This is a genomic window from Streptomyces durbertensis (genome assembly GCF_014156695.1).
GTDB classification, from domain to species: Bacteria; Actinomycetota; Actinomycetes; order Streptomycetales; family Streptomycetaceae; genus Streptomyces; species Streptomyces durbertensis.
Genome location: NZ_WMLF01000003.1, coordinates 23,610 through 37,491 on the forward strand (window position 1 = coordinate 23,610; position 13,882 = coordinate 37,491).

Annotated in this window: 15 protein-coding genes; 12 read left to right on the plus strand and 3 right to left on the minus strand. The window is 71.0% G+C overall.

The features are described 5' to 3' along the window. Positions 1–32: 32 nt before the first annotated feature. Positions 33–959 carry an ABC transporter ATP-binding protein gene (locus GL263_RS00420; protein WP_182853484.1) on the minus strand — a complete coding sequence of 309 codons (927 nt, stop codon included), beginning with the start codon at positions 957–959 and terminating at the stop codon, positions 33–35. A 191-nt stretch (positions 960–1,150) separates the two neighbouring features. On the opposite strand from GL263_RS00420, the gene GL263_RS00425 reads away from it, so the two are divergent. From GL263_RS00425 to GL263_RS00480, 12 genes are all read left to right on the plus strand, one after another. After that, positions 1,151–2,008: a helix-turn-helix transcriptional regulator gene (locus GL263_RS00425; RefSeq protein ID WP_182853485.1), complete on the plus strand. Its 858-nt coding sequence runs from the start codon at positions 1,151–1,153 to the stop codon at positions 2,006–2,008. Beyond that, positions 2,005–3,426, plus strand: a complete 1,422-nt coding sequence (sufB, locus tag GL263_RS00430; protein ID WP_182853486.1) for a Fe-S cluster assembly protein SufB — start codon at positions 2,005–2,007, stop codon at positions 3,424–3,426. Before GL263_RS00425 ends, sufB begins: the two co-directional genes overlap by 4 nt. A gap of 65 nt (positions 3,427–3,491) precedes the next feature. Further along, a complete protein-coding gene (gene sufD / locus GL263_RS00435) occupies positions 3,492–4,673 on the plus strand; it encodes a Fe-S cluster assembly protein SufD (RefSeq protein WP_182853487.1) in 1,182 nt (393 codons plus the stop codon). Beyond that, positions 4,670–5,002 carry a non-heme iron oxygenase ferredoxin subunit gene (locus GL263_RS00440; protein ID WP_182853488.1) on the plus strand — a complete coding sequence of 111 codons (333 nt, stop codon included), beginning with the start codon at positions 4,670–4,672 and terminating at the stop codon, positions 5,000–5,002. The genes sufD and GL263_RS00440 overlap by 4 nt, the downstream gene beginning before the upstream one ends. A 7-nt stretch (positions 5,003–5,009) precedes the next feature. After that, a complete protein-coding gene (gene sufC, locus GL263_RS00445; RefSeq protein WP_143646377.1) occupies positions 5,010–5,774 on the plus strand; it encodes a Fe-S cluster assembly ATPase SufC in 765 nt (254 codons plus the stop codon). Further along, positions 5,771–7,042 carry a cysteine desulfurase gene (locus GL263_RS00450; RefSeq protein WP_500294559.1) on the plus strand — a complete coding sequence of 424 codons (1,272 nt, stop codon included), beginning with the start codon at positions 5,771–5,773 and terminating at the stop codon, positions 7,040–7,042. Before sufC ends, GL263_RS00450 begins: the two co-directional genes overlap by 4 nt. Before the next feature lie 40 nt (positions 7,043–7,082). Continuing rightward, a complete protein-coding gene (gene sufU, locus GL263_RS00455) occupies positions 7,083–7,565 on the plus strand; it encodes a Fe-S cluster assembly sulfur transfer protein SufU (protein WP_182853489.1) in 483 nt (160 codons plus the stop codon). Continuing rightward, positions 7,562–7,903 carry a metal-sulfur cluster assembly factor gene (locus tag GL263_RS00460; protein WP_182853490.1) on the plus strand — a complete coding sequence of 114 codons (342 nt, stop codon included), beginning with the start codon at positions 7,562–7,564 and terminating at the stop codon, positions 7,901–7,903. Before sufU ends, GL263_RS00460 begins: the two co-directional genes overlap by 4 nt. 114 nt (positions 7,904–8,017) lie before the next feature. Further along, entirely contained in the window at positions 8,018–8,338 is a 321-nt protein-coding gene (locus GL263_RS00465; protein ID WP_182853491.1) for a DMT family transporter, read from the plus strand. Continuing rightward, positions 8,338–8,880 (plus strand): TetR/AcrR family transcriptional regulator, encoded by a 543-nt coding sequence (locus tag GL263_RS00470; protein WP_182853492.1) that lies wholly within the window; start codon positions 8,338–8,340, stop codon positions 8,878–8,880. Before GL263_RS00465 ends, GL263_RS00470 begins: the two co-directional genes overlap by 1 nt. Positions 8,881–8,948: 68 nt before the next feature. Then, positions 8,949–9,935, plus strand: a complete 987-nt coding sequence (dapD, locus tag GL263_RS00475) for a 2,3,4,5-tetrahydropyridine-2,6-dicarboxylate N-succinyltransferase (RefSeq protein WP_182853493.1) — start codon at positions 8,949–8,951, stop codon at positions 9,933–9,935. Between the two features lie 86 nt (positions 9,936–10,021). Beyond that, positions 10,022–10,792: an EI24 domain-containing protein gene (locus tag GL263_RS00480; RefSeq protein ID WP_182853494.1), complete on the plus strand. Its 771-nt coding sequence runs from the start codon at positions 10,022–10,024 to the stop codon at positions 10,790–10,792. Between the two features lie 23 nt (positions 10,793–10,815). Here the strand turns inward: GL263_RS00480 and dapA are convergent, their stop codons facing one another. Together dapA and GL263_RS00490 are read right to left on the minus strand one after the other, a co-directional pair. Beyond that, on the minus strand, positions 10,816–11,706 hold the full coding sequence (gene dapA, locus GL263_RS00485) for a 4-hydroxy-tetrahydrodipicolinate synthase (RefSeq protein ID WP_182853495.1): 891 nt from the start codon (positions 11,704–11,706) through the stop codon (positions 10,816–10,818). An 83-nt stretch (positions 11,707–11,789) separates the two neighbouring features. Then, on the minus strand, positions 11,790–13,625 hold the full coding sequence (locus tag GL263_RS00490; RefSeq protein WP_182853496.1) for a DUF8508 domain-containing protein: 1,836 nt from the start codon (positions 13,623–13,625) through the stop codon (positions 11,790–11,792). Between the last annotated feature and the right edge of the window lie 257 nt (positions 13,626–13,882).

Genomic DNA, 13,882 nt, shown 5'->3' on the forward strand with positions numbered 1-13,882 from the left:
CTGGACGCCGTCCGGGGTGCCTGTGGGGGTGCTCACCCGCGCAGCTCCTTGCCTGTGAGTTCGAGGAAGACGTCCTCCAGGGTCTGCCGCTCGATCGCGATCCGCTCGGGCAGCACGCCGTGCTGGGCGCACCAGGAGGTGACGGTGGCCAGCAGTTCGGGGCCCACGTCGCCGGTGACCCGGTAGCTGCCGGCCGCCGGCTCGGTGACCGCGCAGCCGGGCGGCAGGGCCTTGAGCAGCGACTCCAGGTCGAGGCCGGGGCGGCCGACGAAGCTCAGCGTGTTCTCGGCCCGTCCCCGGCACAGCTCCCGCGGGCTGCCCTCGGCGACGACGCGGCCGGCGTCCACGATGGCCACGTGGTCGGCCAGCTCCTCGGCCTCCTCCATGTGGTGCGTGGTGAGCACGACCGTCACCCCGTCGGTGCGCAGCGCGCTCACCAGTTCCCAGGTGGCGCGGCGGGCCTGCGGGTCGAGGCCGGCCGTCGGCTCGTCCAGGAAGACCAGCTCCGGGCGGCCGACCACGGCCATGGCCAGCGCCAACCGGCGCTGCTGGCCGCCGGACAGCCGCCGGTAGGGCGTGCGGCCGCAGCCGCCGAGCCCGAGGCGTTCGGCGAGCTCGTCGACGTCCAGCGGGTGGCGGTGCAGCCGGGCGGTGTGCCGCAGCATCTCCATGGCGCGCACGCCGGGGTAGACGCCGCCGTTCTGGAGCATCACGCCGACGCGCGGACGCAGCTCGGCCGCCCGGGCGACCGGGTCGAGACCGAGGACGCGTACCGTGCCGGCGTCGGGACGCCGGTAGCCCTCGCAGGTCTCCACGGTGGTCGTCTTGCCGGCGCCGTTGGGGCCCAGTACGGCCGTGATCGAGCCGTGGGCCACGGTGAGGTCGAGGCCGTCCACCGCCGTCTTCCGCCCGTAGCGCTTCACCAGGCCCGCGACCTCGACGGCCGCCGTCGTGTGCATACCGTCGAGTCTAGAAAGCCCCGGGCCGGTCCCGGCGGCCGGGGTGGGGCGGCCGCCGTGGGCCCGGCCGGTCGGGCCCGCCCGGCCCGTCGGGTCCGTCCGGGTAAGGCTCGCCTTACGTGACGTACCCCATCCGTCCGGGTCCCGGACGCGGCTTGCCGCGTTTCCGCGAATTACGCAACAATGGCGTTGTGAAAAACGCGGGCACTGCTCAGCAGCAGGTGACGGCCACCCACGCCGCCGCCGGCGGCGGCGTGCCCCACCCCGCCGACGAGCAGCACGGCACCCGCAACAAGGTGGCCCGTTCCATCCTGGACCACGGTCCGTCCACCGCCGCCGAACTGGCCGAGCGGCTGGAGCTGACCCAGGCGGCCGTCCGCCGGCACCTCGACGCCCTGGCCGCCGAGGGGGTCGTCGAAGCCCGCGCGCAGCGCGTCTACGGCTCACGCGGCCGGGGGCGCCCCGCCAAGGTCTTCGCCCTGACCGACTGCGGTCGGGACGCCTTCGACCAGGCGTACGACGAGCTCGCCACCGACGCCATGCGCTGGATCGCGCAGGCCGCAGGCGGCGGCGCGGCCGGCGAGGCCGCGGTGGCCGCGTTCGCCCGGTCCCGGGTGGCCGCGCAGGCCGAGCGCTTCCGCGAACGGGTGGAGAACGCCGCCCCCGACGAGCGGACCAGGGTTCTGGCCGAGGCGCTCACCGAGGACGGGTACGCTGCCACGGCACGCGGCGCGCCGGCGTCCACGGGCGAGCAGCTCTGCCAGCACCACTGCCCGGTGGCGCACGCCGCGGAGCGGTTCCCGCAGCTGTGCGAGGCGGAGACGGAGCTGTTCTCCCGCCTCCTCGGCACCCACGTGCAGCGGCTGGCCACCATCGCCCACGGCGACGGGGTGTGCACCACCTTCGTCCCCCGGGCCGGCGGGCCGGACCCGCGCCGCGGCGCCGAGCCCGCCGGGGGCCGCGCCCCCGCACAACCGCAGACCAGCACGAGTACCAGCCCCAAGACCAGCAACGCATCCACACGCACAGCCGGGAGGAACCCCGCATGACTCTCCCCACGGAGACTGCCCACCCCGAACTCGAGGGGCTGGGCACGTACGAGTACGGCTGGGCCGACCCCGACGCGGCCGGCGCCGCGGCCAAGCGTGGCCTCTCCGAGGACGTCGTCCGCGACATCTCCGGCAAGAAGTCGGAGCCGGAGTGGATGCTGAAGACGCGGCTGAAGGGCCTGCGCCTGTTCGACAAGAAGCCGATGCCGAACTGGGGCTCGGACCTGTCGGGCATCGACTTCGACAACATCAAGTACTTCGTGCGGTCCACCGAGAAGCAGGCCCAGAGCTGGGAGGACCTGCCGGAGGACATCAAGAACACCTACGACAGGCTGGGCATCCCCGAGGCGGAGAAGCAGCGGCTGGTCGCCGGTGTCGCGGCCCAGTACGAGTCCGAGGTCGTCTACCACCAGATCCGTGAGGACCTGGAGAAGCAGGGCGTCCTCTTCCTGGACACCGACACCGCGCTGCGCGAGCACCCGGAGCTGTTCCAGGAGCACTTCGGCACGGTCATCCCGGCCGGCGACAACAAGTTCGCCGCGCTGAACACCGCCGTGTGGTCCGGTGGCTCCTTCATCTACGTGCCGCCGGGCGTGCACGTGGACATCCCGCTCCAGGCCTACTTCCGGATCAACACCGAGAACATGGGCCAGTTCGAGCGGACGCTGATCATCGTCGACGAGAACGCCTACGTGCACTACGTCGAGGGCTGCACAGCGCCGATCTACAACTCCGACTCGCTGCACTCGGCGGTCGTGGAGATCATCGTCAAGAAGGGCGGCCGCTGCCGCTACACGACCATCCAGAACTGGTCGAACAACGTCTACAACCTGGTGACCAAGCGGGCCGTGGCCTACGAGGGCGCCACCATGGAGTGGGTCGACGGCAACATCGGCTCCAAGGTGACCATGAAGTACCCGGCCGTCTACCTGATGGGCGAGCACGCCAAGGGCGAGACGCTCTCGGTGGCGTTCGCCGGCGAGGGCCAGCACCAGGACGCCGGCGCCAAGATGGTGCACATGGCGCCCAACACCTCCTCGAACATCGTCTCCAAGTCGGTGGCCCGGGGCGGCGGCCGCACCTCCTACCGCGGTCTGATCGAGATCGGCGAGGGCGCCTCCGGTTCGAAGTCCAACGTGCTGTGCGACGCGCTGCTGGTGGACTCGATCTCCCGCTCGGACACCTACCCCTACGTCGACGTCCGCGAGGACGACGTGACGATGGGCCACGAGGCGACCGTCTCCAAGGTCAGTGACGACCAGCTCTTCTACCTGATGAGCCGGGGCATGGCGGAGGACGAGGCGATGGCCATGATCGTGCGCGGCTTCGTCGAGCCGATCGCCAAGGAGCTGCCGATGGAGTACGCGCTGGAACTCAACCGGCTGATCGAGCTCCAGATGGAGGGCGCGGTGGGCTGACGCCCCGCGCGTCGACCCCCGCACCCGCTCGCAACGACAGGCAGAAAGAGAGCACGACAACAGCCATGGCTGAGCCTCAGAGTCTCCCGGCAGGTGCCACCACCTCCGGTTCCATCGCGGTGGCGGCCGAGTCCACCGTCGCCACCCGGATGAGCGCCCCGCCGTCCTTCGACGTGGCGGACTTCCCCGTGCCGCACGGCCGCGAGGAGGAGTGGCGCTTCACCCCGCTGGAGCGGCTGCGCGGCCTGCACGACGGCACCGCCGAGGCGTCCGGCGGGATCAAGGCGGAGATCTCCGCCCCCGACGTCGTCACCGTCGAGACCGTCGGCCGGGACGACCAGCGGCTCGGCCGCGCCGGCAAGCCGGTGGACCGGGTCGCGGCGCAGGCGTACAGCTCCTTCGAGCGCGCCACGATCGTCACCGTGCCCAAGGAGGCGGTGCTCACCGAACCGGTGCGGGTCAGCCTGCACGGCCAGGGCGGCACCACCTTCGGGCACACCGTCTTCGAGCTGGGCGCCTTCGCCGAGGCGGTCATCGTCATCGACCACACCGGTGACGGTGTGCGCGCGGCCAACGTCGAGTACGTGCTCGGCGACGGCGCCAAGCTGACCGTCGTCTCCGTCCAGGACTGGGACGACACCGCCGTGCACTGCTCCCAGCACAACGCGCTGGTCGGCCGGGACGCCACCTTCAAGTCCGTGGTGGTCACCTTCGGCGGCGACGTGGTCCGGCTGCACCCGCGGGTCAACTACGCGGGCCCCGGCGGCGAGGCCGAGCTGTACGGGCTCTTCTTCACCGACAACGGGCAGCACCAGGAGCACCGCCTGCTGGTCGACCACGACACGCCGAACTGCCGCAGCAACGTCGCCTACAAGGGCGCGCTGCAGGGCCAGGACGCGCACGCCGTGTGGATCGGCGACGTGCTGATCCGCAAGGCCGCGACCGGCACCGACACCTACGAGCTGAACCGCAACCTGGTGCTGACCGACGGCGCCCGGGTCGACTCGGTCCCCAACCTGGAGATCGAGACCGGCGAGATCGTCGGCGCCGGCCACGCCTCGGCCACCGGCCGCTTCGACGACGAGCAGCTGTTCTACCTGATGTCGCGCGGTGTGTCGGCGGACGAGGCGCGGCGCCTGGTGGTGCGCGGCTTCTTCGCCGAGCTGGTCCAGCAGATCGGCCTGCAGGACGTCCAGGAGCGGCTGCTGGCCAAGATCGACGCCGAGCTGGAGGCCTCGGTCGCATGAGTGCCTTCGTGAGAGTGGCGAGCCTGGCGGAGCTGGAGGAGGACACCCCCAAGCGGGTGGAGGTCGACGGCACGCCGATATCGCTGGTGCGCACCGAGGGCGAGGTGTTCGCGATCAACGACATCTGCTCGCACGCGAACGTCTCCCTCTCCGAGGGCGAGGTGGAGGACTGCGCCATCGAGTGCTGGCTGCACGGCTCCAGCTTCGACCTGCGCACCGGAAAGCCCTCCGGCCTGCCCGCCACCCAGCCCGTTCCCGTATACCCCGTCAAGATCGAAGGCGAAGGGCCCGACGCGGCCGTGCTCGTCTCCGTCACCCAGGAGTCCTGAAGTCCCCATGGCAACCCTTGAGATTCGCGACCTGCACGTTTCCGTCGACACGGAGGGCGGCGCCGAAGAGATCCTGCGCGGGGTCGACCTGACCGTGAAGCAGGGCGAGACGCACGCCATCATGGGGCCCAACGGCTCCGGCAAGTCGACGCTCGCCTACTCGCTGGCCGGTCACCCCAAGTACACGATCACCGGCGGCACCGTCACCCTGGACGGCGAGGACGTCCTGGAGATGTCCGTGGACGAGCGGGCCCGCGCCGGCCTGTTCCTCGCCATGCAGTACCCGGTCGAGGTGCCCGGCGTCTCGGTGTCGAACTTCCTGCGCACCGCCGCCACCGCCGTGCGCGGCGAGGCCCCCAAGCTGCGCACCTGGGTCAAGGAGGTCAAGGAGGCCATGGAGCGCCTCCACATGGACCCCGCCTTCGCCGAGCGCAACGTCAACGAGGGCTTCTCCGGCGGTGAGAAGAAGCGCCACGAGATCCTCCAGCTCGAACTGCTGAAGCCGAAGGTCGCCATCCTCGACGAGACCGACTCCGGCCTCGACGTCGACGCCCTGCGCGTCGTCTCCGAGGGCGTGAACCGGGTCCGCGAGTCCGGTGAGGTCGGCACCCTGCTGATCACCCACTACACGCGTATCCTTCGTTACATCAAGCCCGACCACGTGCATGTCTTCGCCAAGGGCCGCATCGTCGAGTCCGGCGGCGCGGAGCTGGCCGACAAGCTCGAGGCCGAGGGCTACGAGCAGTACGTGAAGGGTGGCGCCGCCACGTGACCAGTTCTTCCCGCCGTGGACTGACCGGCCTCCTCGACACCGAGGCGATTCGCAAGGACTTCCCCGTCCTGGACCGCGTGATCCACGACGGGAAGAAGCTCGTCTACCTGGACAACGCGGCGACCTCGCAGAAGCCGCGCCAGGTGCTCGACGCGCTGAACGACTACTACGAGCGGCACAACGCCAACGTCCACCGCGGCGTGCACGTGCTCGCCGAGGAGGCGACGGCGCTGTACGAGGGCGCCCGCGACAAGGTCGCGGCGTTTGTCAACGCGCCCAGCCGGGACGAGGTGATCTTCACCAAGAACGCCTCGGAGTCCCTGAACCTGGTGGCCAACATGCTCGGCTGGGCCGACGAGCCCTACCGGGTGGACGAGAACACCGAGATCGTCATCACCGAGATGGAGCACCACTCCAACATCGTGCCGTGGCAGCTGCTCGCGCAGCGCACCGGCGCGAAGCTGAAGTGGTTCGGGCTGACCGACGACGGCCGGCTCGACCTCTCGAACGTCGACGAGGTCATCACCGAGCGCACGAAGGTCGTCTCCTTCACCCTCGTCTCCAACATCATGGGCACGGTCAACCCGGTCGAGGAGATCGTCCGGCGTGCCCAGGAGGTCGGCGCGCTGGTGGTGGTGGACGCCTCGCAGGCCGTGCCGCACATGCCGTTCGACGTGCAGGCCATCCAGGCCGACTTCGTCGCCTTCACCGGGCACAAGATGTGCGGTCCGACCGGCATCGGCGTGCTGTGGGGACGGCAGGAACTCCTGGAGGACCTGCCGCCCTTCCTCGGCGGCGGCGAGATGATCGAGACCGTCTCGATGAGCTCGTCCACCTACGCGCCCGCGCCGCACAAGTTCGAGGCCGGCACCCCGCCGATCGCCCAGGCGGTCGGTCTCGGCGCGGCCGTGGACTACCTCTCCGCCATCGGCATGGACAGGATCGCCGCGCACGAGCACGCGATCACCGAGTACGCCGTCAATCGCCTGGCGGAGGTGCCCGACCTGCGGATCATCGGCCCCACCACGGCCGAGGACCGGGGCGCGGCGATCTCCTTCGTGCTGGGCGACATCCATCCGCACGACGTGGGCCAGGTCCTGGACGAGCAGGGCATCGCGGTCCGGGTTGGACACCACTGCGCGCGGCCGGTCTGCCTCCGCTACGGAATTCCCGCGACGACGCGAGCGTCGTTCTATCTGTACTCCACGCCGGCCGAGGTCGACGCCCTGGTCGAGGGCCTGGAGCACGTACGGAATTTCTTCGGATGAAGGACCGGGCGAGGATGGCGCACCAGTTGAGGAGTCTGCCGTGAAGCTGGACTCGATGTACCAGGACGTGATCCTGGACCACTACAAGCACCCCCACGGGCGCGGGCTGCGCGACGGCGACGCCGAGGTACACCACGTCAACCCGACGTGCGGCGACGAGATCACCCTCCGGGTGCGCTACGACGGCGACAAGGTCGCGGACGTCAGCTACGAGGGCCAGGGCTGTTCGATCAGCCAGGCCAGCGCGTCCGTGCTCAACGAGCTGCTGGTCGGCAAGGAGCTGGACGAGGCGCGGCGCATCCAGGACGCGTTCCTGGAGCTGATGCAGTCCAAGGGCCAGCTCACCCCGGACGACGCCATGGAGGAGCTGCTGGAGGACGCGGTCGCGTTCGCCGGCGTCTCCAAGTACCCGGCTCGGGTGAAGTGCGCCCTGCTCAGCTGGATGGCGTGGAAGGACGCCACCGCCCAGGCACTGGGCGGCGACGGCGCGAGCCAGACGGACACCAAGGAGAGCACGGCATGAGTGAGACAACCGAGGGCGTGGGCACCAAGCCGGCGACGGAGGAGGAGGTCCGCGAGGCCCTCTACGACGTCGTGGACCCGGAGCTGGGCATCGACGTCGTCAACCTCGGCCTGATCTACGGCGTGCACGTCGACGACGACAACACCGCCACGCTCGACATGACGCTGACCTCGGCGGCCTGCCCGCTGACCGACGTGATCGAGGACCAGGCGAAGTCCGCCACCGAGGGCATCGTGAAGGACCTGCGGATCAACTGGGTCTGGATGCCGCCGTGGGGCCCGGACAAGATCACCGACGAGGGCCGCGAGCAGCTGCGCGCCCTGGGCTTCAACGTCTGAGCCGGTCACCGACAGACGACAGAGCGGCCGCACCCGGTTGGGTGCGGCCGCTCTGTCGTGCGCGGGTATCGGTGTTGTGTACGGCCGTACGCAACGTTGTGTACGCTTGTACTCATGCCCTACGTACTGCTCGGCGGCGCGATCCTGGCGGAGGTCATCGCCACCACCTCGATGAAGTACAGCAACGGCTTCACCAAGCTCGTGCCCTCCCTGATCACCGCCTTCGGCTACCTCGTCGCCTTCACCCTGCTCGCCCAGACCCTGAAGACCATGTCGGTCGGCACCGCCTACGCGATCTGGGCCGGCGTCGGCACGGCCGCGATCGCCGCCATCGGCATGATCTTCATCGGCGAGGCGGTGACCGCCGCCAAGATCGCGGGTCTCGTGCTGGTCATCGCCGGAGTGGTGTTGCTCAATCTGAGCGGGGCGCACTGATGGCCGCCCGCCGACACGACCCCGACCGCCGGCAGCGCATCATCGACGCGGCCATCGACGTCGCCCGCGAACGCGGCATCGACGCGCTCAGCCACCGCACGGTGGCCGCCGCCGCCGACGTGCCGCTCGGTTCCACCACCTACCACTTCGCCGGCCTCGACGACCTCCTGGTGGCCGCCCTCGACCAGGCCAACAACGCCTGGCTGGACGGCCTGGAGCAGTGGGAGCGCGCACTTCCCCCCGACGCCGACCTCGCCGCCGAGCTCGCCGCCCTCATCGAACGCACCGCCGCCGGCGACCGCCAACAGGTCACCCTGGAGTACGAGCTGTACGTCGCCGCCCTCCGACACGAGCGGCTGAGGCCACTGGCCGCCGGCTGCGTCGACCGCCTCGCCGGCCTGCTCGCCCGTCGCACCCCCGACCGCATCACCGCCAAGGCGCTGGCCGCGCTCACCGACGGCCTGATCCTGCAACTGCTCCTCACCGGTCGCCGCGCGGACCCGGCCGAGGTCCGTGAGCTGCTCGGCCGCCTGCTGCGCTGAGCCCCCGGAGGTGTCTGGGCTCTGAGACCGGTTTTCCTCCCGGCGGCGGGGGACGTTAGGTTCTTCGCATGACCGACGCTACCCACCGCACCACCGGCGCCGTCGCCGCCGGCCTCGCCACCGTCACCGCCGACGGGACCGTACTGGACACCTGGTTCCCCGCGCCCGAGCTGACCGCCGAACCCGGCCCCGCCGGCACCGAGCGGCTGACCGCCGAGCGCGCCGCCGAGCTCCTGGGCGACGCCGCCCCCAAGGCGCTGGGCCCCGACCCGCTGCGCGGCGTGGAGGTCATCGCCGTCCGCACGACGCTCGCGTCGCTGGACGACAAGCCGCTGGACGCGCACGACGCCTACCTGCGGCTGCACCTCATCAGCCACCGGCTCGTGAAGCCGCACGGCCTCAGCCTCGACGGCGTCTTCGGACTGCTCGCCAACGTCGCCTGGACCAGCCTCGGCCCGGTCGCCGTCGACAGCCTGGAGCAGGTCCGCCTCGCCGCCCGCGCCGAGGGCCGCCACCTCACGGTCACCAGTGTCGACAAGTTCCCCCGCATGACCGACTACGTCGTGCCCAAGGGCGTGCGCATCGGCGACGCCGACCGCGTCCGCCTCGGCGCCCACCTCGCCGAGGGCACCACCGTCATGCACGAGGGCTTTGTCAACTTCAACGCCGGCACCCTCGGCACCTCCATGGTCGAGGGCCGGATCAGCGCCGGCGTGGTCGTCGGCGACGGCTCCGACATCGGCGGCGGCGCCTCGATCATGGGCACCCTCTCCGGCGGCGGCAAGCAGACCATCTCCCTGGGCGAGCACTGCCTGCTCGGCGCGGAGGCCGGCATCGGCATCTCCCTCGGCGACGACTGCATCGTCGAGGCCGGCCTGTACGTCACCGCCGGCACCCGCGTCACACTGCCCGACGGCAAGGTCGTCAAGGCGCTGGAGCTCTCCGGCGTCACGAACCTCCTCTTCCGCCGCAACTCCACCACCGGAGTCGTCGAGGCACTGCCGAGGTCCGGCTCCTGGGGCGGCCTCAACGAGGCCCTCCACAGCCACAACTGAGCCGCGCCTCCCGCGCCCGGGTCGCCCCGGGCGCGGGAGACCGGGCCTCGCGTCGGGCGTGTCGATCACGGCGCTAGATTGTCGGCATGGGTGATCTCGCCACCGGGCTGCGGTACTTCGCGCGTGGTCAGCGATGGATGGTCGGGCACGGCAGGCTGTACGCCTTCTGCCTCATCCCCGCGCTGATCGCGCTGGTCCTCTACCTCGCCGCGCTTGTCGCGCTCGCGTTCCACGTCGGGGACTTCGCGGCCTGGGCCACCCCGTTCGCCGCCGACTGGAGCGACGGCCCGCGCGCGACCCTGCGTGTGAGCCTCGCCATACTGCTCTTCCTCTTCGGGCTGCTGCTCGCGCTGATCACCTTCACCGCTGTCACCCTGCTGATCGGCGACCCGTTCTACGAGGCGCTGTCGGAGAAGGTCGACGAGGAGGCCGGGCCCGTCCCCGACGCCCCCGACCTGCCGCTGTGGCGGGAGCTGTGGATCTCGCTGATCGACAGCGCCCGGGTGCTCGGCCGGGCGCTGCTGTTCACCGTGCCGCTCTTCCTGCTCGGCTTTGTGCCGTTCATCGGGCAGACGGTCGTGCCGGTGCTGGGCTTCATGGTCTCCGGCTACTTCCTCACCGTCGAGCTCACCTCCGTCGCGATGCGGCGCCGGGGCGCCGACCTGCACCGGCGGCTGGCGATGCTGCGGGCCCGGCGCGGGCTGGCCTGGGGCTTCGGGACGCCGCTCGCGGTGTGCTTTGTGGTGCCGTTCGTCGCGGTGTTCCTGATGCCGGGGGCGGTGGCCGGGGCGACGCTGCTGACCCGGGAGATGTTCGGGGAGAACGTCACCGACGAGCGGGCCCCGGCCGGCGTCTGAGGCTGGGCCCGCACGCGGTGTTCTCAGCCGCCCATCGTCCGGCGCAGGGCGGTCACCAGACGTTCGACGACGTCCGCGCCGGCTGGGAGCAGTGGGCCGCGTACGGGGCCGCCCGGCAGGCCGGCGGCGCCGTAGAGCGCCTTGACGGCCACCGTGCCGGGCACGGCCCGCATCGCGTCCAGCAGCGGGAGCAGTGCCTGGTGGCGCTCCCTCGCCGTGCCGACGTCCCCGGCGTCGAACGCGTCCAGCATCTCCCGGACCAGCGGCCCGGCGACGTGCGCGACGGTGCTCACCGCGCCGGCCGCGCCGATCGCCCGCAGCGGCAGGATCTCCTCGTCGGCCCCGGCGTAGAGGGCCAGTCCCGTCTCGGCGATGGTGCGTCCCGCGCCCAGCAGGTCGTGGGAGCAGTCCTTGACCCCGGCCACCTTCGGGTGCTCGGCCAGCCGGCGCAGCGTCTCCGGGGTCAACGCCGTGCCGGCACCGGTCCGTTCGGGGATGTCGTAGAGCAGCACCGGGAGCGCCGTGGCGTCGGCGACGGTCGCCAGGTGGTGGGCGACCATCTCCTGTGTCGGCCGCGAGTAGTACGGGGTGACGACCAACAGGCCGTGCGCGCCGGCCTCCTCGCTCGCCCGGGCCAGTTCGACCGTGTGCCGGGTGTCGGCGGAGCCGACCCCGGCGGTCACGGTCGCCCGGTCGCCGACCTCCGCCAGCACCGCCCGCAGCAGCGCCAGCTTCTCGGCGTCGCTGGTGGTGACCGACTCACCCGTGGTGCCGTTCACCACCAGCGCGTCGCAGCCGCCCCGGTCGACCAGGTGCGCAGCCAGGCGGCGGGCGCCGGGGAGGTCCAGCGCCCCGTCGTCGCCGAACGGAGTGATCATCGCGGCCGCCAACCGGCCGAAGGGTCCCGAACTCATGCGGTGAGTCTGGGACCCCCGGGCGGTTTATGTCCACTTAGCGGTGCCGGCGCCGAAGGTTCAGCATCGCTAAGTCGTCGGCCCTACGGGACGAAGCGCAGGATCTGAGGGTCGTGGTCGCTGGCCTGGTCCGCGAACTCGGCGTTGGTGTGCACGATGTCGTAGTCGAACCGCTTGATGCCCGGCGAGACCAGCGTCTGGTCCAGCACCTGCGAGTTGCCCTGGAACACGTACGTGTAGCGGTCGTTCTTCGGCAGCGAGAACACCGCGCTGCGCAGCACCCCGCCGGCGGTGAGGGTCTTGGTGGTCTCGGAGAACTCGAAGTCGTTGATGTCGCCGAGTACCACAACCCGCGCCTTGCGCTCCACGCTCAGCACGTCCTTCACAAACGTGTTGACCGCCGTCGCCTGGAGGTGGCGCTGGGTCTCCGAGGAGCGGTTCGGCGGCTGGAAGCGGCCGTGCAGCGGCTGGTCGCCGCCCTTGGAGTTGAAGTGGTTGGCGACCACGATGACCGGCTTGCCCCGGAAGGCGAACTCCATCGCCAGCGGCTTGCGGCTGTTGTTCCACGCCGCGTTGCCCGGGTCGACGCGGCCGGGGGAGTGGGTGAGCGCCGCCTTTCCGCGCAGCTTCACCACACCCGTCGCCGTGGTCGCGTCTCCGCCGGGCCGGTCGGTCGCCGCGACCCGGCGGGGGTTGAAGAGGAACACGTTGCGGATGTTGCCGCCCGGCTGGCCGCCGTCCATCTTGTCCTGCGGGTCGATGCCGCGCCACTCGTAACGGGGGCCACCGGCCGCCGCGATGGCGTCCGTGAGCTTCCGCAGTGTCTGGTCGGCGGCCACCGTGCCGTCGTCCTTCGGGCCGTTGTTGTCCTGGATCTCCTCCAGCGCCACGATGTCGGGGGAGGCGAGGCTGTTCACGATGCCCTCGGCGAGGCGGTCGAACTTGCTCTGCGGGTTGCCCGGGTGCAGGTTCTCCACGTTGTACGTGGCCACCGCGAGCTCCTTCGCGCGCTGCGGCCTGGTCCGCTCCGGCTCAAGGCCGCGCCGCTCCACCGTGCCCAGCTCCCGCGCCACGATGTGGTAGCCGCCGAACTCGTCGTAGTCCAACGGGCCCTCGGTACGGCCGCGCAGCACGTCGCCCACGTCGGCGGTGGGGAACGGCTGCTGGGCCAGCGGCGTCAGGCTCTCGATCTTCAGCCGGCCGCTGTTGGGGGAGTCGTACGAGCCGTAGACCGCGCCGCCGCGCGCCGACGGGTTCTCCTTCGGCTTCACCGTCACCCACAGCTCCGCGTACGGCGTGCTGGGGCCGATCACCCGGCTGTCGCCGATCCGGACGTTCATGCCTTCGAGGGACTCCCAGAAGTCCAGCGCGTAGCGGTGGGGCTGGAGCCGCCGGCCCTCGATGGTGCCGGCCTCGTCGCCCTTGGGCGCGTAGCGGTCGGGCACCTTGTCGGCGTCGATCACGACCGGCTCCGGCAGCGGGTTGCCCGACGACACGACGGTAACCTGCGGACGCGATATCTGGGTGATGGTCTGGTTCGCCGAGTTCAGCCCGCCCGGACGGTACTCGCCGACCGTGCCGCCGACCAGCACCGAGTCGCCGACCTTGACGGTCGGCGCGGAGCTGGTGAACACAAAAAGCCCCTCGCTGGTGGCCGGGTCGTCGTCCGGCTGCTCGCTCTGGATCCAGAAGCCCCGCGAACCGTAGGTGCGCACACCGGTGACGATTCCCGCCACGTCCTTGACGGTCGTACCGAGCAGCGGGGACGTCCGGGTGTCGCCCTGGATGTCGTGGATGCGGACCTCGCCGGCCGTCCCGGTGTCCGAGCCGACCGCCGCCTGGGCGTTGACGATGAGCAGGGTCGAGGTGAGCGCGGCCGCGGTGAGTGCGCACAGGGCCGCGGTGTGACGAGTGGTCAAGGGTCCCTCCGGGGGAGGTCGAACGCCGGATGGTGGGGGAGACGTGCCGGTCGGTCCGGTCGGCACGGCTGGTTACTTGCGCGTTTCTACGCGCGTAAAGGTTGCCGAGCGGAGAGGGCTTGTCAAGGGACGACAGCAGACTCACCGCTGAAGAACGGGTGAACCGGGCGGAGTCGGGGCCGACCCGTCTAGGCTGGGACAGCGCCCGCGGCGCTATCCCAGCTGTCTCTGATACACAGCTGACGCTGCCGACGAAC

Coding starts and splice junctions, on each gene's coding strand:
- sufD (WP_182853487.1), top strand. CDS start 3,492: ATGGCTGAGCCTCAGAGTCTCCCGGCAGGTGCCACCACCTCCGGTTCC.
- dapD (WP_182853493.1), top strand. CDS start 8,949: ATGACCGACGCTACCCACCGCACCACCGGCGCCGTCGCCGCCGGCCTC.
- sufC (WP_143646377.1), top strand. CDS start 5,010: ATGGCAACCCTTGAGATTCGCGACCTGCACGTTTCCGTCGACACGGAG.
- sufB (WP_182853486.1), top strand. CDS start 2,005: ATGACTCTCCCCACGGAGACTGCCCACCCCGAACTCGAGGGGCTGGGC.
- dapA (WP_182853495.1), bottom strand. CDS start 11,706: ATGAGTTCGGGACCCTTCGGCCGGTTGGCGGCCGCGATGATCACTCCG.
- GL263_RS00420 (WP_182853484.1), bottom strand. CDS start 959: ATGCACACGACGGCGGCCGTCGAGGTCGCGGGCCTGGTGAAGCGCTAC.
- GL263_RS00465 (WP_182853491.1), top strand. CDS start 8,018: ATGCCCTACGTACTGCTCGGCGGCGCGATCCTGGCGGAGGTCATCGCC.
- GL263_RS00440 (WP_182853488.1), top strand. CDS start 4,670: ATGAGTGCCTTCGTGAGAGTGGCGAGCCTGGCGGAGCTGGAGGAGGAC.
- GL263_RS00470 (WP_182853492.1), top strand. CDS start 8,338: ATGGCCGCCCGCCGACACGACCCCGACCGCCGGCAGCGCATCATCGAC.
- GL263_RS00480 (WP_182853494.1), top strand. CDS start 10,022: ATGGGTGATCTCGCCACCGGGCTGCGGTACTTCGCGCGTGGTCAGCGA.
- GL263_RS00460 (WP_182853490.1), top strand. CDS start 7,562: ATGAGTGAGACAACCGAGGGCGTGGGCACCAAGCCGGCGACGGAGGAG.